Here is a 17,270-nt window from a genome sequence, read left to right as displayed (position 1 = left end):
TACTAAAGAAAGTTTAAGGATTCGGGAGACATCATGACTAAAGCAGATACGATTTTTAAAGAGAATATCCGAAAAATTATGGAGGAAGGTGTTTTTTCTGAAAATGCCCGTCCGCGCTACAAGGATGGAAATGTGGCCAACTCTAAATATATCACTGGTTCTTTCGCAGAATACGATTTGAGCAAGGGAGAGTTCCCAATTACGACTCTGCGCCCCATTGCTATCAAGTCCGCCATCAAGGAAGTCCTTTGGATCTATCAAGACCAGTCTAATAGCTTGGAACTGCTCAACGACAAGTACAATGTTCACTACTGGAATGACTGGGAAGTTGGCGATACGGGTACGATTGGCCAGCGCTATGGAGCTGTTGTCAAAAAGCATGATATTATCAATAAAATCCTCCAACAGTTGGAAGCCAATCCTTGGAACCGCCGCAATATCATCTCTCTCTGGGATTATGAAGCGTTTGAAGAAACAGACGGCTTACTACCATGCGCTTTTCAAACTATGTTTGATGTTCGGCGTGTGGATGGGGAGATTTATCTGGATGCGACTCTGACCCAGCGCTCAAATGATATGTTAGTGGCTCACCATATCAACGCTATGCAATATGTGGCGCTGCAGATGATGATTGCCAAGCATTTTGGCTGGAAGGTCGGCAAGTTCTTTTACTTTATCAATAATTTGCACATCTATGACAATCAGTTCGAGCAGGCGGAGGAGCTATTACGCCGAGAGCCTAGCGATTGTCAACCACGACTCATTTTAAATGTGCCGGATGGGACCAATTTCTTTGATATCAAGGCAGAGGATTTTGAGCTCTTAGACTACGATCCAGTCAAACCTCAGCTCAAATTCGATTTAGCGATTTGATTATATTTTTCCTACTGAATGACAGTCAGTAGGTTTTTTAATTTTCAATAGCAAATGATTGAAATATATTTTGTAAGTGCTATAATGACAATAGATATATGTGTTTCGCTAGTGCCTATCTCGGAGGTATTGATATGGAAGCAATTTTTTTAACACATAGAAGCAGGAGAAAACTCTTTAGTCTGGGCATTTGTTCATGTTTACTTGGCCTATCGGTTTCTGTGACACCGATGGCTGTTGTGGGTGCGGATGAAGTCCAGCAGGCAGAGTCCCAACTTGAGCAAGTTGCGGATTCTTCAGTGGAAGAAGATAATTTTCTACAGCTTGTAGACCAAGGTTCGGATGGGGCAAATCAGGGAAAGAAATCCTATACGATTGATTTGCTTTGTCATGGAAAAGGTCCTAAAAACAAAGGGACCGAGCAAAGCAATGCTGATGCTTCAACTGAAGGTAAGTCAGTCAAAAGAGAGGGGTGCGATATTGATCCCTTAGCGGATAAAAAAGAGGCTGCTACTGCTGAGCCTAAGAAGACAGACTCAACGCTCTTGAATGTCTCCTTGATTGGCCTTGTAGCTGCTGTTGTAGGATTTGTCTTTGTCAAAAAGATGAAGAAAGAGTAATTTGCCTAGCAAACAAATAGTCGATAATCTTTTTGGTTATCGATTTTTTATCTGGATCAGCTGGCAAAAATAAATAGATAGAAGTGATAGTCCAAACAAGTCTTTTTTAATAAATTTTGATAGAATAGAAATATCAATGTGAAGGATAGAGAAATGACGAAAAAGATTGCGGCGATTTGGGCACAGGATCAAAATGGTCTGATTGGCAAAGACCAAAGCTTGCCATGGCATTTACCAGCAGAGTTGAAGCATTTCAAAGAAATCACGACTGGGCATGCGATTTTAATGGGACGGGTGACTTTTGATGGCATGCATCGGCGCGTGCTGCCAAATAGAAAAACTCTGATTTTGACACGTGATAGGGATTATCAGATTGAAGATGAGCGTGTTTTGGTATTTCATGAGCTTTCAGCAGTATTAAAATGGTACCAAGAGCAAGATAAGAATCTCTATATTATCGGTGGAGGTCAAATCTTTTCTCTATTTGAGCATGAATTGGATGAGGTGATTAAGACAGAAATCCATGCTAGCTTAGAAGGCGATACTTATTTCCCAACAGACTTTGATTTGACACAGTTCGAGGAAGTAAGCAGTCGCTTTCGACCTAAAGATGAAAAAAATGAATATGATTTCACCGTAAAAATCCTCAAAAGAAAGGGTTCATAGGAATGGAAAGAAGTGTTTTTGGTTTTTTTACGGCCTTTTTGTGTGCAATTTGTCTGATCTGTTCGCTTCAGACTTTTCGTAAAAAACGTTATGGATTGGCTATTTTATTTTTGTTAAATGCTTTTACGAATCTTGTTAATTCCATCCATGCTTTTTATATGACCCTCTTTTAAAATGTAAATAAAAAATTGAATTAGAAATTTAGAATGGGAGTAAAAAATGCCTACAAATCGTAATAATGAGATGATGGTATATTGTTCTTTCTGTGGAAAGAATCAGGACGAAGTCCAAAAAATTATTGCGGGCAACAATGCCTTTATCTGTAATGAATGTGTCGAGTTGGCGCAGGAAATTATTCGAGAAGAATTAGCTGAGGAAGTTTTAGCTGATCTTTCTGAAGTACCAAAACCGCAAGAATTGCTCAATATTTTGAACCACTATGTGATTGGTCAAGATCGGGCTAAGCGGGCTTTGGCAGTTGCCGTTTACAATCACTATAAGCGAATTAATTTTCATGACAGTCGCGAAGAGGATGATGTGGAGTTACAAAAATCCAACATCCTCATGATTGGTCCAACTGGATCTGGGAAAACATTCCTGGCTCAGACCTTGGCGCGTAGCCTCAATGTTCCTTTTGCTATCGCAGATGCTACTGCTTTAACTGAGGCTGGTTATGTTGGTGAAGATGTAGAAAATATCCTGCTCAAGCTTTTACAGGCAGCTGACTTCAATATCGAGCGAGCAGAACGCGGCATCATTTATGTGGATGAAATCGATAAGATTGCTAAGAAGAGCGAAAATGTTTCTATCACTCGTGATGTTTCAGGTGAGGGTGTTCAGCAAGCCTTGCTGAAGATTATTGAAGGAACAGTTGCCAGCGTGCCTCCTCAGGGTGGTCGTAAGCATCCACAGCAAGAAATGATTCAGGTTGATACCAAGAACATTCTCTTTATCGTTGGTGGTGCTTTTGACGGTATTGAAGAGATTGTCAAGCAACGTCTTGGTGAGAAGATTATCGGTTTCGGTCAAAATAATAAGGCAATTGACGAGGGTGCGTCTTATATGCAAGCCATTGTCGCTGATGATATTCAAAAATTTGGAATTATTCCTGAGTTGATTGGTCGTTTGCCAGTTTTTGCAGCTCTAGAACAGCTGACTGTTGATGATTTGGTTCGCATTTTGAGTGAACCGAGAAATGCGCTAGTGAAGCAATATCAAACCTTGCTTTCTTATGATGATGTTGAGCTTGAATTTGACGAGGAAGCTTTGCAAGCCATAGCTAGAAAAGCTATCGAACGCAAGACAGGTGCGCGTGGACTTCGTTCAATTATTGAAGAAACCATGATGGATGTCATGTTTGAAGTGCCAAGTCAGGAAAATGTTAAGCTGGTTCGTATCACGAAGGAAGCAGTGGACGGCACAGACAAGCCAATCTTAGAAACTGCCTAGGGGAAGCTTATGGAAATCAATACACATAATGCTGAGATTTTACTGAGCGCAGCCAATAAATCGCATTACCCGCAGGATGATATCCCAGAAATCGCCTTGGCGGGTCGCTCCAATGTTGGTAAATCTAGTTTTATCAATACTCTGCTCAATCGTAAAAATCTAGCACGGACTTCGGGTAAGCCTGGTAAAACGCAATTGTTGAACTTTTTTAACATTGACGATAAGCTCCGTTTCGTGGACGTTCCTGGTTACGGCTATGCCAAGGTTTCAAAAACGGAGCGCGCTAAATGGGGCAAAATGATTGAGGAATACTTGACCAGTCGGGACAATCTGCGAGCGGTCGTGAGTCTAGTAGACTTACGCCATGACCCTAGTGCGGATGATGTGCAGATGTATGAATTCCTCAAATACTATGAAATTCCAGTTATTGTTGTGGCTACCAAGGCTGATAAAATTCCACGTGGTAAGTGGAACAAGCATGAAAGTGCCATTAGGAAAAAGCTGGACTTTGACAAAACCGATGATTTTATTATCTTTTCTTCAGTTGATAAAACTGGTCTTGATCAAGCTTGGGATGCGATTTTGGGCAAGATCTAGATGTTAGATTGTATCGGAATGATAGTTGAAATTTTAGAGTTTAAGATCATAGCCTGATTCCGTATGGGTTGGAGTCAGGTTATTTTTATCTTCAGTTCAGTCTGTATATCTTAGTGATAAGGCTCATTATGCAAGCCAAACGAGGAAGTTTTGAATGGAACAATCGTGGCTTGTGAAACTTATATTTGTGGAAGACATAAAAAATGTCATATACTTGTAATTTATTGCTAATGTTATTTTGCTTTTAGTATGTTACAATAGTAGAATAAATACTGTATTTAGGAGAAAGACTGTGAAGAAGAGAATTTCAAAAGAAAGAAAAAAACTTTTGACAGGTTTGGCAGTGATGGCCTCAACCGTTGTCTTTGGTCTGGCTTTGTCAAAGCAAATCAAGCCAGCAAGTGCAAATGATGCTGTTCAGCAGCCATTGAACCAAACAGAATATTTCATTTCACAAATTAGTGAGCCAGCTCGCCAGTTGGCTCAGGATAATGATCTATATGCTTCCGTGATGATTGCACAAGCTATTTTAGAGAGTGGTTCTGGTCAGTCTGGTCTATCAGGCTATCCTCACTATAATTTATTCGGGATTAAAGGAGCTTATGCTGGTCAGTCAGCGACGATGGAGACCTTGGAAGAAGATGGTAAGGGCAATACTTACGCAATCAATGATCAATTCCGCTCTTATTCAAGTTACGCTGAGTCACTTCAGGATTATGTCTATGTCTTGAGACAAGGTCATTTTGCGGGAGCTTGGAAGAGCAATGCCCCGACTTATCAAGATGCGACAGCTGCCTTGACAGGTGTATATGCAACGGATAGTCATTACTATGCAAAATTGAACTATCTGATTGAAGCATACAATCTGACTCAGTTTGATTCGCCTAGCTATCAGACAGGAGCGTCTAATATGGTTTACAATCCTTACCGTGGACAGTACACGACTCAAGATGTTCTGGAAACAGACCAAGCATGGGCATCACATAACTAGATAAGAAAAAAGAGATTGTAATAATCTCTTTTTTGCGTTTTACTAATGAAGCAGACGATCATTTCAAATAAGCAGACTTATTTATCTTTAGCAAAACTGACTAAGTTGCTATTTTAGAAAAGGCTTAAGGAGCAGGAATGGGAGCGTTTAAAGACTTACTTGAAAAGCAAGACATAATAATTCTAGATGGTGCTTTGGGGACAGAGCTGGAGAGGCGGGGGTATGATGTTTCTGGTCGGCTTTGGTCAGCCAAGTACTTGCTTGAGAATCCTCAGATTATCCAAGTCCTGCATGAGGATTATGTTCGGGCGGGCAGTGACATTATCACCACTTCCAGTTATCAGGCTAGCATTCCAGCTTTTGTCGAAGAAGGATTGATTTTAGATAAGGCTTATGAAATCTTCAAAGAGACGGTATTTTTGGCACAGGCAGCTGTTAAAAATGTCTGGCAGGGATTATCGCTAGATGAGCAGCAGCGATCATATCCTCTGATAGCTGGATCTGTCGGACCTTATGCTGCTTACCTGGCTGATGGATCGGAATATACAGGAGCCTATCACTTGAGTGAGGAGGAATTTAAAGATTTTCATCGTCCGCGGATACAAGCCTTGCTGGACGCGGGTTGTGATTTGCTGGCTATTGAAACGATTCCAAATGGAGCGGAAACAGAGGCGCTTGTTCATTTGTTAGCAGAAGAATTTCCGCAGGTGGAAGCCTATTTATCTTTTACCGCTCAAACGGTATCAGCGATTTCGGATGGAACACTGATAGAAGAAGTTGGGCGCTTGGCTCAGTCGAGTCCACAAGTATTGGCTGTCGGTTTTAACTGCACAGCTCCGCATTTGATTGCTCCTTTATTAGAAAAGTTGAAACAGGTGTGCGATAAGCCCTTGCTGTCCTATCCAAATTCTGGAGAGATCTATAATGGGGTGACGAATACTTGGCAGGACAATCCTGAGCAGCAGCTCTGTTTAACTGATTGCAGCCATCTTTGGAAGAAGCAGGGCGTTCAGCTTTTTGGCGGTTGCTGTCGAACTCGGCCAGAAGATATAAGGCTGCTAGCAGGCGAACTAAGAACTTGAAATATAGCACTCCAAATTCAAGTTCAAATTTAGAAAAAAACTTACAGAAAACGCTTTCGAAAAATAAAAGTTTGTGATATACTGTACATAGTTTAACTTAGAGGAGAATTATTATGGTCGAATCGACATTTATTCCAAAAATAGAAGCAGCTTGCCGTAAGAAAGAAGGCTTGTTCGACACAAGCAAAGGGAAGTATGCTGTCCGCTCTATCTTTGCGGGGGCCTTTCTGACTTTCAGTACAGGAGCAGGAGCTATTGCAGCAGACCTGACAAATAAGATTGTCCCAGGAACGGGTCGTTTTCTCTTCCCTTTTATCTTTGCTTGGGGATTGGCCTACATCGTCTTTCTGAATGCTGAGCTGGTGACTTCCAACATGATGTTTTTGACAGCTGGCACTTTCTTGAAGAAGATTGACTGGAAAAAAGCATTGATTATTTTGTTCTATTGTACTTTCTTTAACTTGATTGGGGCTCTGATTGCTGGGTGGCTCTTTGCTAATTCGGCGGCTTATGCGGGACTTAGCAAGGAAAGTTTCATTGCTGGTGTTGTGCAGATGAAGCTTGCCCGCTCCAATGAACTTATTTTACTTGAGGGAATACTAGCCAATGTATTCGTTAATATTGCGATTCTTTCCTTCGTCTTGGTGAAAGATAGTACAGCTAAGCTTTTCTTGGTTATTTCAGCCATTTATATGTTTGTATTTTTAACCAACGAACACTTGGCAGCTAACTTTGCTTCTTTTGCTATCGTCAAATTTAGCTCAGCCGCATCACAGGTGGCAAATTTTGGTATTGGAAATATCCTGCGTCACTGGGCTGTGACCTTCGTAGGAAACTTGATTGGTGGTGGTCTTCTAATCGGTCTGCCATATGCTTGGTTCAATAAAAAAGAAGAATATTATGTAGATTAAAATGTAGCCTTAGGGCTACATTTTTTTGAAGAAGTGACGCTCTGATTTCCGTCTAGATCTGCCTAAATTGACAAACATATAAAATTTTGTTAAACTTTATTAGTATTTTTATATTTAAGGAGATCTTGATGAATAAACTTACTATTCAAGCACCAGATGGTAGCAATGTTAAAACTTTGTCACCTATGTACTCTATTACAACCTTGCTATTTAACTTTTTCGTTCCTCTTTTTCGTAAAGACTGGAAATACTTTGGGATCATGCTTGGATCACTGTTTGTATTTGCTGTGATTGCAACACTTCTTATCCCAGATGATTTCTTGAGACCTGTAGGAACTGCCTACAACTTGTTTTGGGCCTTTTTCTATAATCGTCTTTGGATAAAAGACCGAGTTTTCACAGATGGCTGGGTGCCTGCTGACGATGCTAGTAAAGCCTTGCTTGACAAGACTTTTCCTAAAAATGCATAAAAAATTAAAAAGATTGCACAAAAAGCTTGCAATCTTTTTTTTCTTTTGCTATAATTATTAATGGTTTGAAAAAACTGCCTAAGACAGTAGGGGAGCTCGACTCATAAAAATCCTACCGAGGACAAAACGTATCATGTAAAAGAAGCGTATTGTACTTTCGTGTCTAGGTTTGGGCGCGTTTTTCTTTTAGAAAAATTCCCCAAGCAAAATAATTACGGAGGTGAAACACTAAATGAGTGAAGCAATTATTGCTAAAAAAGCAGAATTAGTTGACGTAGTAGCTGAGAAAATGAAAGCTGCTGCATCAATCGTTGTTGTGGATGCTCGTGGTTTGACAGTTGAGCAAGATACTGTTCTTCGTCGTGAGCTTCGTGGAAGCGAAGTTGAGTACAAAGTGATTAAGAACTCAATCTTACGTCGTGCAGCTGAGAAAGCTGGTCTTGAAGATCTTGCATCAGTATTTGTTGGACCATCTGCAGTAGCATTTTCTAACGAAGATGTTATCGCACCAGCGAAAATCTTGAACGATTTTTCTAAGAATGCAGAAGCACTTGAAATTAAAGGTGGTGCTATCGAAGGCGCTGTCGCATCAAAAGAAGAGATTCTTGCACTTGCAACTCTTCCAAACCGCGAAGGACTTCTTTCTATGCTCCTTTCTGTACTTCAAGCGCCAGTTCGCAACGTTGCACTTGCTGTCAAAGCAGTTGCAGACAACAAAGAAGACGCAGCTTAATCTTAAGCTACGCAGCGTAGCCTAGCTACAAAAATTATTATAAAAATATAAACTTATTTGGAGGAAATAACAATGGCATTGAACATTGAAAACATTATTGCTGAAATTAAAGAAGCTTCAATCCTTGAATTGAACGACCTTGTAAAAGCTATCGAAGAAGAATTTGGTGTAACTGCAGCTGCTCCTGTAGCTGTTGCTGCAGCTGGTGCTGCTGACGCTGGTGCTGCTAAAGATTCATTTGACGTTGAATTGACAGCTGCTGGTGACAAAAAAGTTGGCGTTATCAAAGTTGTACGTGAAATCACTGGTCTTGGCCTTAAAGAAGCTAAAGAACTTGTTGATGGTGCACCAGGTGTCATCAAAGAAGGCGTTCCAACTGCAGAAGCTGAAGAAATCAAAGCTAAATTGGAAGAAGCTGGAGCTTCAGTTACTCTTAAATAATAAGGTATCCAATTTAAAAAACCAAGTCTTTCGACTTGGTTTTTTGTAATTATTTAAGTTGTAACAATTTGTATTAAATAACGTATTCTTAAAATATAGTACAAACTCGAAGAAAAGATATGCTGGTAAGTCTTTACGCTCTTTCATATTTCTGCTATAATATTTTTAATAAGGCGTGCATTTGCGCGCTCTTTTCTGTCTAAAAGTACTCTTCAGTGCTTTTTTATTGTTATAGAAAATGGAGGGATTATGCTTTACATTTGGTCTTATTTGAAACGCTACCCTAAATGGTTGGTGCTGGATTTTGTGTCGGCCATCTTTTTTGTAGTGGTCAATCTAGGGCTGCCAACGGTTTTGGCGCGCATGATTGACGAAGGAATTAACCAGGGCGATCAGGAACGCCTGTATTTCTGGGGCTTTATCATGTTACTGGTTATTATCCTTGGGATTTTGGGGCGGATTGTCCTTTCCTATGCCGCTGGGAAATTAACGACCAGCATGGTGCGAGATATGCGTAATGATCTCTATGATAAGCTGCAGGAGTATTCCCATCATGAGTACGAGCAGATTGGCGTTTCTTCGCTGGTGACGCGGATTACCAGTGATGCCTTTGTCCTCATGCAGTTTGCTGAGCAAACGCTCAAGATGGGAGCTATCACGCCTATCATGATGCTGTCGTCCATTCTCATGATTTTCCTGACCAGTCCGTCCATGGCTTGGATTGTGGCGATTTCAGTGCCATTTTTGGCAATCGTAGTCTGGTACGTAGCGATCAAGACGCGTCCCCTGTCTGAAAAGCAGCAGAAGACGCTGGACAAGATCAACCAGTATGCTCGGGAAAATCTGACCGGTCTGCGGGTCATTCGAGCCTTTGCCCGTGAGGAATTTCAGGAAGAGCGCTTCGCGAATGAAAATGAAATCTATGCGGAGAATTCCAACCGTCTCTTTAAATTGACGGGTTTGACGGAGCCTCTCTTTGTGCAGATTATCATTGCTATGATTGTGGCCATTGTCTGGTTTGCTCTTAAGCCACTGGGCAGCGGCGAGCTGAAAATCGGAGATTTGGTTGCCTTTATTGAGTACAGCTTTCATGCCCTTCTGTCCTTCTTGCTCCTGTCCAGTCTCTTTACCATGTATCCACGTACGGCGGTCTCTAGTGAGCGGCTGAAGGAAGTCATGGATATGCCGATTTCCATCGATCCAAATGAGAATGGGATCACGGAAACTGCGACTCATGGCTATCTGGAATTTGACAACGTAACCTTTGCCTATCCAGGTGAGACAGAAAATCCTGTCCTACATAATATTTCCTTCAAGGCCAAGCCGGGGGAAACGATCGCCTTTATCGGCTCAACAGGCTCTGGGAAGTCTTCCTTGGTTCAGCTGATTCCACGTTTCTATGATGTGACTTTAGGCAAGATTTTGGTGGATGGTGTGGATGTCCGCGCTTATAATCTCAAAGCCCTCCGTCAGAAGATTGGTTTTATCCCGCAGAAAGCTCTGCTATTTACTGGGACGATCGCTGAAAATATCCGCTATGGTAAGGAAGATGCTAGCTCTGAGGAACTCAATCAAGCAGCAGATGTGGCTCAAGCTCGCGACTTTATTGAGAGCAGAGAAGAGCGCTTCGAGACGCATTTGGCTGAAGGCGGCAGCAATCTATCTGGTGGTCAAAAGCAACGTCTGTCCATTGCGCGTGCGGTTGTCAAGGAGCCAGATATTTATATTTTTGATGATTCCTTCTCTGCTCTGGACTACAAGACAGATGCGACTTTGCGCCGCCGACTCAAGGAAGTGACGCAGGATGCAACGGTTCTTATCGTGGCTCAGCGGGTTGGAACCATTATGGATGCAGATCAAATCATTGTCTTAGACAAGGGTGAGATCGTGGGTCGAGGCCGACATGAGGAGCTGATGGAAAATAATGCAATCTATCGTGAAATTGCCAATTCTCAGCTCAATAGCCAATCACTAACAGAAGAATAGGAGGAAGAGATGAAAGAAAATAGTTTTGTCCGCTTATGGGGCTATCTAAAAGTCTATAAAGCCGCCGTGCTTCTTGCAGTCTTCCTCAAGATTGTCAGTGTGGTCATGAGTGTCCTAGAGCCTTTTGTCCTAGGGCTTGCTATCACAGAGCTGACACAAAATCTGCTGGATATGGCCAAGGGAGTGCCCGGTGCAGCCATCAATAGCAGCTATGTGGCTTGGATCATGCTGCTTTACTTTATTCGTGCCCTCTTTTATGAGATTGGTGCCTATTTCTCTAACTATTTTATGACTAATGCTGTGCAGAGCACCGTTCGCGACATGCGTAATGAGCTCAGTCGTAAAATCAATCGAATTCCTGTTTCCTACTTTGACAAGCACCAGTTCGGTGATCTGATTGGGCGTTTTACCAGCGATGTGGAGACCGTCTCAAATGCTCTCCAACAAAGCTTTTTGCAGGTGGTCAATGCCGTCATGACCCTGATTTTGGTCATCGGGATGGTTCTTTATCTGAATATCCAGCTGGCCTTGATCGTTATCGTCAGCATTCCTCTGACTTATTTTGGAGCTAGATTCATCCTCAAAAAATCCCAGCCCTATTTTAAGCAACAGGCAGATGTTTTGGGTGCTATGAATGGCTTCGTCCAAGAAAATCTGTCTGGCTTCAATGTTCTCAAGCTTTATGGTCGGGAAGAGACCTCGGCTGAAGATTTTCGAGCTATTACTCAAAATTTGCAGGAAGTCGGCTTTAAAGCTAGCTTTATCTCAGGGCTCATGATGCCTGTTCTTAATGGGATTTCAGATTTGACTTATCTCATTGTGGCTCTGGTTGGTGGTTTACAGGTTATTGCTGGTCAGCTGACCATCGGAAATATGCAGGCCTTTGTCCAGTACGTCTGGCAGGTCAATCAGCCTATTCAAAACCTCACCCAGCTGGCAGGACAGCTCCAGAGTGCCAAGTCTTCGCTGGATCGGATTTTCCAGATTTTGGATGAGCCAGATGAAGTCATGGATAATACCGTCCAGCTAGACAAGGACTTGACTGGTCAAGTCAGCTTCAAAGATGTAGATTTCCAATATGTGGCAGACAAGCCGCTGATTCGCAACTTTAATCTGGAAGTCCAGCCGGGTGAAATGGTGGCTATTGTTGGGCCGACTGGAGCTGGTAAGACGACCTTGATCAATCTTCTCATGCGTTTCTACGATGTGACCAAGGGCTCTATCAGCGTGGATGGCCACGATATTCGCCAGCTATCCCGCCAAGACTATCGTAAGCAATTTGGTATGGTTCTGCAGGACGCTTGGCTTTATGAAGGAACTATCAAGGAAAATCTTCGCTTTGGTAACCTTGATGCTACCGATGAGGAGATTGTGGAAGCCGCCAAATCAGCTAACGTGGACCACTTTATCCGTACCTTGCCAGGTGGTTACAATATGGAAATGAATCAGGAATCTAGCAATATTTCGCTGGGGCAAAAGCAGCTTCTAACGATTGCACGGGCGCTCTTGGCCGATCCTAAGATTCTGATTTTGGACGAGGCGACTTCCTCAGTTGACACTCGTTTGGAGCTGTTGATTCAGAAGGCCATGAAAACTCTGATGCAGGGGCGGACGAGCTTTGTCATTGCTCACCGTTTGTCCACTATCCAAGAAGCAGACAAGATTTTGGTGCTCAAGGATGGACAAATCATTGAGCAGGGCAATCACGAGTCGCTGCTGGCTGACAAGGGCTTCTATCATGACTTGTATATGAGCCAATTTTCGGATAAGAAAGAAGCCTAGACATATAAAAGAGGAAACTCAGCTGAGTTTCCTTTTTGATTTATAATTTGATGGAGTTTTACTTCAAAAACTTGTCGGGAGAAGGGTTGCTTAAAGACTTTCTGCTTGGACGACATGGGTTTCAAATTCGAGATTTGGCATGGCTGCTGCTAAATCCTGATGGATGCGTTCAAGAGCTTCTAGCCGCATTTGGACAGACGTATGGGCATTTCCTTGGATAATGAAAATGGCATTTTTGGTGTTATCATCAAATTTATAAAGGTCGCTGTCACGGACGTCAATCCAAGCAAGGATGCCTTTTTCATCTCGATAGACATAGTCGGTCGGAGCCACGTGCTTTTCCTTGGATAAGATAGGAAGNAAAATATCATCCTTCTGACTGACAGTAAACTCAATCTCATCACCGATTTTATCAAGGTCATGACCGCCGATAGCTAGGAGAGAATGCAAGGATTCTACATTATAAATATCAATAACGCTGTTAATCCTTGGAATGGAGCCGCGGTGTTGGATATTGCGGATCAAAGCTGGTACTGTTGGCGGGTTCTTTTTAACACTGCGCCCAACTTTCTGTAGCAAATTACAGTAGCCTTGGATAGTCGGATGGTCAGTGATTTCTGCTAAATTGCAGTTCAAAGCCCAGTTTTCTGCTTCCTTCTGTTTTTGGAGAAAGGCTTCTGATAAAGGTGCTTGGGGATCGACGTTTCTAGCAATGCCAAGGACGACACTTGTGATGCCAAGTTCTGCTAAACTTTTATCAATGGTAAATTTCATTTTTGACGGACCTCCATTTTTTTCTTACCATTATTGTACTCTTTTCTAGGGCTTTTTACAATGAAAAATATGAGTGGAATAAGGAGGAAAGGAAGGGAAGTAGCAGAATTCCTATGATAAACGCATGCCATTTCCAGTAGATACGGATCAAACCAGCGGTTTCTCGGATCCATGCAGAAGGAAGGAAATAGAAGGCCGTTCGAGAACCAATGCTGCGACCTTTGAGACCGACTTGTTTCATATAGATGCCAGCACGTAGCGCGTGGAAAGAATTTGTGACTAGGACAACTCGATCTTGCTCCAATCCTTGTGCGAGCATGAGCTCTTTACTGAATATGAGATTTTCAAGCGTAGTACGAGATTTATTTTCGAGGAAAATACTGTCAGCTGGAACTCCTTTTTCCATCAAATAACCTGCCATAGCCTCTGCTTCGGAAATCCACTCGTCGTCTCCCTGACCGCCAGAGACAATGATGACTGGCCTCCGATTAAATTTCTCATAGATAGCTATCCCTTTATCCAAGCGCTGAGCCAGCAGGGGAGGCACCTTATCTCCAAACAATCCTGCACCGAGGATAATAATGGTCTGAGGCTCTTTCTTGACTGGAAAAATATTTAAAAAGAATGCATAGATGATATAGGAAAGATAGAGAAAGGTTCCGTAAAATAGTAGCAAATCAGCGAGGGAAATCAAAGTTGCAAGAAATGACCGAGGAGCGAAAAAATGCAGTAAACCAAGTCCTACGATCGCTAGGCCGTAGAGAAGCGATAGTAGATTGGCTAGTCTGAGCCCCTCTAGCTGTAGCATTTGGCGACCATTAAAAATCAAATAGGCAGTAGAAGCGAAAATACTAATAGGAATTGCTAAAAGCAGGATATAAAAGCTAATCATAGCTGGTGTATAACCAATAAATCGCTCAAGACTAACAATCGTAAGCCCAGCTAAAACAATGCCCATCATTATAAGAGTGAAGGTCAGGAGATAAGCATTGAATAAACTTCTAGGTTCCCGATAGACTAAAAAAGTAAAGATAGCAGCAGGAATGAGCCAGATTAGATGAAGTAACATATTAAAACCTCGCAATTGAACTTATAACTAGTATAGCATAAGTCTATCTAATAAAAAAGAAATCGTATATATGATATAAATCGAAAATAAATAAGTATAATTCGTAATAAATCGAATTATATTCCGCGATTTTCTTAAGGTTGAGAAAAGGCGATTTTTATTTCAAAATCCTTGCAATGAGTGGTGTTTATCGGTATAATGGAAAAATCTTAAAAAGACTGGAGATGACGATGATAAAAAAAGGATCCTTGACCGGTTTGCTTTTGTTTGGAATGTTTTTCGGAGCCGGTAACCTGATTTTTCCACCTCAATTGGGTTTGGAATCTGGTCAAAATTTCTGGCCAGCTATTGGAGGCTTTGTCCTATCGGGCGTCGGTATTGCTATTTTAACCTTGATTATAGGTACTTTAAATCCCAAGGGTTATATAGATGAAATCTCGAAAAAGATTGCCCCTTGGTTTGCGGTAGTTTACTTGGTAGCCCTTTATCTTGCAATTGGTCCCTTCTTTGCCATTCCTCGGACGGCGACCACTGCATTTTCTGTCGGAATTGAGCCCATGTTGCCTGCAGGTTCTCATGCCATTTGGCTTTTTGGATTTACGCTGGTTTATTTTGCCTTTGCCTATCTGATTGCACTTAATCCATCGAAAATCCTTGATAGTATTGGTCGTTATTTAACGCCAATCTTTGCCCTATTGATTGTAGTTTTAGTTGTATTAGGCGCTGCCAAATATGGTTCCACTGTTCCTCAAGGAGCAACAGCGGAATATGCTGCTTCAGCTTTCGGCGCAGGATTTCTTCAAGGTTACAATACTCTGGATGCCTTGGCTTCAGTTGCTTTTAGTGTGGTTGCCGTGACAACCCTCAACCAGCTCGGTTTCAAGAATAAAAAGGAATATATTTCTACTATTTGGGTCGTGGGTATTCTTGTGGCACTTGGCTTTAGCGTTCTTTATATTGGCCTTGCCTTTCTTGGAAATCACTTCCCACTTAATCTAGCGAATTTGCCGAAAGGTGCAAACGTAGGGGCTTCTGTTTTGTCTTCTGCAACTCAGGCTATCTTTGGGTCGATGGCTCAAGTTTTCCTAGCGATTATGGTAACGGTGACCTGTTTTACAACAACAGCTGGACTTATCGTCTCAACTGGCGAATTTTTCCATAATACTTTCCCGAAAGTATCTTATAAAGTGTATGCGACCATTTTTACGCTAGTTGGTTTCGCTATTGCAAATCTTGGTTTGAATGCTATTATTCAGTATTCAGTTCCAGTTCTGGAAATTCTTTATCCTATTACCATTACGATTGTGATGATTGTCATGGTTAATCGCTTTTTACCACTTTCTAAACCAGGGATGCAGTTGACCATCGCAGTAGTGACGCTGATTGCTTTTGCTAGCATTTTGGGACGACAATTCAAGCTAACTGCTATTCTCAATCTGGTTAATGCTCTGCCATTTGCTCAAGCTTCTCTACCTTGGTTGCTGCCGGCTCTAGTTGGGATCTTGCTCTCGCTCCTTTTGCCAAACAAACAAAAAAGTGAAGCATTTGAATTTGAAGCATAAGAAGAAAATTCACCACAGTGTGGTGGATTTTTTTGGCTCATTGTCAATTGTAGTAGGTGATTTAAGTTTAAGACTGGGAATGTTCGGTGAAGAAACTCAAGTTGTTTCTTATGAATAATAAGACAATATAAGGATTTTATAAGATAGATTTAAGAAAAATTTTAACTCTTTCTTATCCCCATTTAATCTTAGGAGATTATACTAAAGTTATCAAAAAAACAAACCTAAAGGAGAATCTTATGAAATTCAATCCAAATCAAAAGTATACTCGCTGGTCAATCCGCCGTTTAAGAGTAGGTGTGGCTTCCGTCGTAGTTGCCAGTGGTTTCTTTTTGCTAGTTGGTCAACCAAACACTGTACACGCAGATGTTCTCACTACGACTCCGACTGAAGTTCTTCAAACAGATTCATCATCAGTAGAAAAGAATGAGTTGCCAGAGACAGTTTTAAAAGAAGGAGTGGATTCAACTCTTCCTGAAAATCAGTCAGCTCCAAAGGAAGTAGTTGATGAGACTAATTCTACAGACAAGTCTAGCCTAGCTCCTAAGGAAGAAGTTGCAAAACCGAAAGAAGAAGAGGCTATGTCGGAAGTTAACGAACCAAAAGAAGAAAAGGTTATGTCGGAAGTTAACAAACCAAAAGAAGAAGAAGCTAAGCCAGTAGCAACTCCTGATGTAGTTTCAAACCAAGCTCGTGAAGCGGCTATTTCTCAATCAGTAACGACTCCAGATGAAGTTAAAAAAGGAGTTGAAGAGAATACTAAGGACTCAGTAGACGTTCCAGCCAGCTATTTAGAAAAAGCGAATGTTCCCGGTCCATTCTTGGCTGGTGTTAATCAAGTCATTCCGTATGAAGCTTTCGGTGGAGACGGTATGTTGACGCGTCTCTTGCTCAAATCTTCTGACAAGGCACCTTGGTCAGACAATGGAACAGCTAACAATCCAGCTCTCTTGCCACTTGAAGGCTTAGCGAAAGGTCAATACTTCTACGAAGTGGATTTGAACGGCAATACTACAGGTAAAGACGGCCAAGCCCTTCTTGACCAACTTCGTGCTAATGGTACATATGCTTACCAAGCGACTGTTAAAGTCTATGGTGCTAAAGATGGAAAAGCAGATTTAACCAATCTCGTAGCTACAAAAAATGTAACTGTTAACCTGAACGGCCTTGTTTCAAAAGAAGCAGTCAAAGACTCAGTCACTAAAAATATCAAAGACCATATTGATGTCCCAGCCAGCTACCTAGAAAAAGCAAATGTTCCTGG

Annotated in this window: 17 protein-coding genes and 1 other annotated feature; of the genes, 15 read left to right on the top strand and 2 right to left on the bottom strand. The window is 41.7% G+C overall.

The window, feature by feature from the left end; genetic code table 11:
• Positions 1-33: 33 nt before the first annotated feature.
• The 13 genes from D8793_RS11335 to D8793_RS11265 all read left to right on the top strand — a co-directional run bounded on the left by D8793_RS11335 (position 34) and on the right by D8793_RS11265 (position 12,601).
• Complete coding sequence (locus D8793_RS11335; RefSeq protein WP_125372331.1) at positions 34-873, top strand: thymidylate synthase; 840 nt, start codon at positions 34-36, stop codon at positions 871-873.
• Positions 874-1,007: 134 nt separating this feature from the next.
• Positions 1,008-1,493, top strand: coding sequence for a hypothetical protein (locus tag D8793_RS11330; protein WP_125372328.1), 486 nt, complete (start codon positions 1,008-1,010; stop codon positions 1,491-1,493).
• Between the two features lie 153 nt (positions 1,494-1,646).
• Entirely contained in the window at positions 1,647-2,159 is a 513-nt protein-coding gene (locus D8793_RS11325; protein WP_125372326.1) for a dihydrofolate reductase, read from the top strand.
• 219 nt (positions 2,160-2,378) lie between these two features.
• Complete coding sequence (clpX, locus tag D8793_RS11315; protein WP_005589758.1) at positions 2,379-3,608, top strand: ATP-dependent Clp protease ATP-binding subunit ClpX; 1,230 nt, start codon at positions 2,379-2,381, stop codon at positions 3,606-3,608.
• Between the two features lie 9 nt (positions 3,609-3,617).
• Positions 3,618-4,205 (top strand): ribosome biogenesis GTP-binding protein YihA/YsxC, encoded by a 588-nt coding sequence (yihA, locus tag D8793_RS11310; RefSeq protein ID WP_125372324.1) that lies wholly within the window; start codon positions 3,618-3,620, stop codon positions 4,203-4,205.
• Between the two features lie 292 nt (positions 4,206-4,497).
• Positions 4,498-5,196: a glucosaminidase domain-containing protein gene (locus D8793_RS11305; RefSeq protein WP_125372322.1), complete on the top strand. Its 699-nt coding sequence runs from the start codon at positions 4,498-4,500 to the stop codon at positions 5,194-5,196.
• Positions 5,197-5,333: 137 nt separating this feature from the next.
• Positions 5,334-6,278 (top strand): homocysteine S-methyltransferase, encoded by a 945-nt coding sequence (gene mmuM / locus D8793_RS11300; RefSeq protein WP_125383900.1) that lies wholly within the window; start codon positions 5,334-5,336, stop codon positions 6,276-6,278.
• Between the two features lie 113 nt (positions 6,279-6,391).
• Positions 6,392-7,189: a formate/nitrite transporter family protein gene (locus D8793_RS11295; protein WP_048764209.1), complete on the top strand. Its 798-nt coding sequence runs from the start codon at positions 6,392-6,394 to the stop codon at positions 7,187-7,189.
• Between the two features lie 128 nt (positions 7,190-7,317).
• Complete coding sequence (locus D8793_RS11290) at positions 7,318-7,659, top strand: hypothetical protein (RefSeq protein WP_015604705.1); 342 nt, start codon at positions 7,318-7,320, stop codon at positions 7,657-7,659.
• Positions 7,660-7,718: 59 nt separating this feature from the next.
• Positions 7,719-7,853, top strand: a sequence feature (ribosomal protein L10 leader region).
• Between the two features lie 38 nt (positions 7,854-7,891).
• A complete protein-coding gene (gene rplJ, locus D8793_RS11280) occupies positions 7,892-8,392 on the top strand; it encodes a 50S ribosomal protein L10 (protein ID WP_001287277.1) in 501 nt (166 codons plus the stop codon).
• Between the two features lie 72 nt (positions 8,393-8,464).
• The gene (gene rplL, locus D8793_RS11275) at positions 8,465-8,833 is read left to right on the top strand and encodes a 50S ribosomal protein L7/L12 (protein ID WP_001196964.1); all 369 of its coding nucleotides are present in this window, start codon (positions 8,465-8,467) and stop codon (positions 8,831-8,833) included.
• Positions 8,834-9,082: 249 nt separating this feature from the next.
• Positions 9,083-10,819, top strand: a complete 1,737-nt coding sequence (locus D8793_RS11270) for an ABC transporter ATP-binding protein (RefSeq protein ID WP_125372318.1) — start codon at positions 9,083-9,085, stop codon at positions 10,817-10,819.
• Positions 10,820-10,828: 9 nt separating this feature from the next.
• Entirely contained in the window at positions 10,829-12,601 is a 1,773-nt protein-coding gene (locus D8793_RS11265) for an ABC transporter ATP-binding protein (protein ID WP_125372316.1), read from the top strand.
• 90 nt (positions 12,602-12,691) lie between these two features.
• On the opposite strand, the gene D8793_RS11260 is transcribed toward D8793_RS11265, so the two are convergent.
• Both D8793_RS11260 and D8793_RS11255 read right to left on the bottom strand, forming a co-directional pair.
• Positions 12,692-13,375: a B3/B4 domain-containing protein gene (locus tag D8793_RS11260; protein WP_125386926.1), complete on the bottom strand. Its 684-nt coding sequence runs from the start codon at positions 13,373-13,375 to the stop codon at positions 12,692-12,694.
• Positions 13,376-13,430: 55 nt separating this feature from the next.
• On the bottom strand, positions 13,431-14,444 hold the full coding sequence (locus tag D8793_RS11255; protein ID WP_125372312.1) for a YdcF family protein: 1,014 nt from the start codon (positions 14,442-14,444) through the stop codon (positions 13,431-13,433).
• A 230-nt stretch (positions 14,445-14,674) separates the two neighbouring features.
• Here D8793_RS11255 and brnQ point away from each other — a divergent pair, with 230 nt between their 5' ends.
• Both brnQ and D8793_RS11245 read left to right on the top strand, forming a co-directional pair.
• Entirely contained in the window at positions 14,675-16,006 is a 1,332-nt protein-coding gene (gene brnQ, locus D8793_RS11250; protein WP_125372310.1) for a branched-chain amino acid transport system II carrier protein, read from the top strand.
• A gap of 239 nt (positions 16,007-16,245) precedes the next feature.
• Positions 16,246-17,270 (top strand): SSURE domain-containing protein (locus D8793_RS11245; RefSeq protein WP_125386924.1); only part of this gene is annotated, 1,025 nt, incomplete at its 3' end.

This window comes from Streptococcus cristatus (assembly GCF_003943465.1).
In the GTDB taxonomy this organism is placed as follows: domain Bacteria; phylum Bacillota; class Bacilli; order Lactobacillales; family Streptococcaceae; genus Streptococcus; species Streptococcus cristatus_C.
The sequence above is the reverse complement of the archived record's forward strand: the minus strand, read 5'-3'. Positions and strand labels throughout refer to the sequence as shown.

Coding starts and splice junctions, on each gene's coding strand:
- D8793_RS11330 (WP_125372328.1), top strand. CDS start 1,008: ATGGAAGCAATTTTTTTAACACATAGAAGCAGGAGAAAACTCTTTAGT.
- D8793_RS11295 (WP_048764209.1), top strand. CDS start 6,392: ATGGTCGAATCGACATTTATTCCAAAAATAGAAGCAGCTTGCCGTAAG.
- D8793_RS11335 (WP_125372331.1), top strand. CDS start 34: ATGACTAAAGCAGATACGATTTTTAAAGAGAATATCCGAAAAATTATG.
- yihA (WP_125372324.1), top strand. CDS start 3,618: ATGGAAATCAATACACATAATGCTGAGATTTTACTGAGCGCAGCCAAT.
- mmuM (WP_125383900.1), top strand. CDS start 5,334: ATGGGAGCGTTTAAAGACTTACTTGAAAAGCAAGACATAATAATTCTA.
- D8793_RS11290 (WP_015604705.1), top strand. CDS start 7,318: ATGAATAAACTTACTATTCAAGCACCAGATGGTAGCAATGTTAAAACT.
- D8793_RS11325 (WP_125372326.1), top strand. CDS start 1,647: ATGACGAAAAAGATTGCGGCGATTTGGGCACAGGATCAAAATGGTCTG.
- brnQ (WP_125372310.1), top strand. CDS start 14,675: ATGATAAAAAAAGGATCCTTGACCGGTTTGCTTTTGTTTGGAATGTTT.
- rplJ (WP_001287277.1), top strand. CDS start 7,892: ATGAGTGAAGCAATTATTGCTAAAAAAGCAGAATTAGTTGACGTAGTA.
- rplL (WP_001196964.1), top strand. CDS start 8,465: ATGGCATTGAACATTGAAAACATTATTGCTGAAATTAAAGAAGCTTCA.
- D8793_RS11265 (WP_125372316.1), top strand. CDS start 10,829: ATGAAAGAAAATAGTTTTGTCCGCTTATGGGGCTATCTAAAAGTCTAT.
- D8793_RS11270 (WP_125372318.1), top strand. CDS start 9,083: ATGCTTTACATTTGGTCTTATTTGAAACGCTACCCTAAATGGTTGGTG.
- D8793_RS11255 (WP_125372312.1), bottom strand. CDS start 14,444: ATGTTACTTCATCTAATCTGGCTCATTCCTGCTGCTATCTTTACTTTT.
- clpX (WP_005589758.1), top strand. CDS start 2,379: ATGCCTACAAATCGTAATAATGAGATGATGGTATATTGTTCTTTCTGT.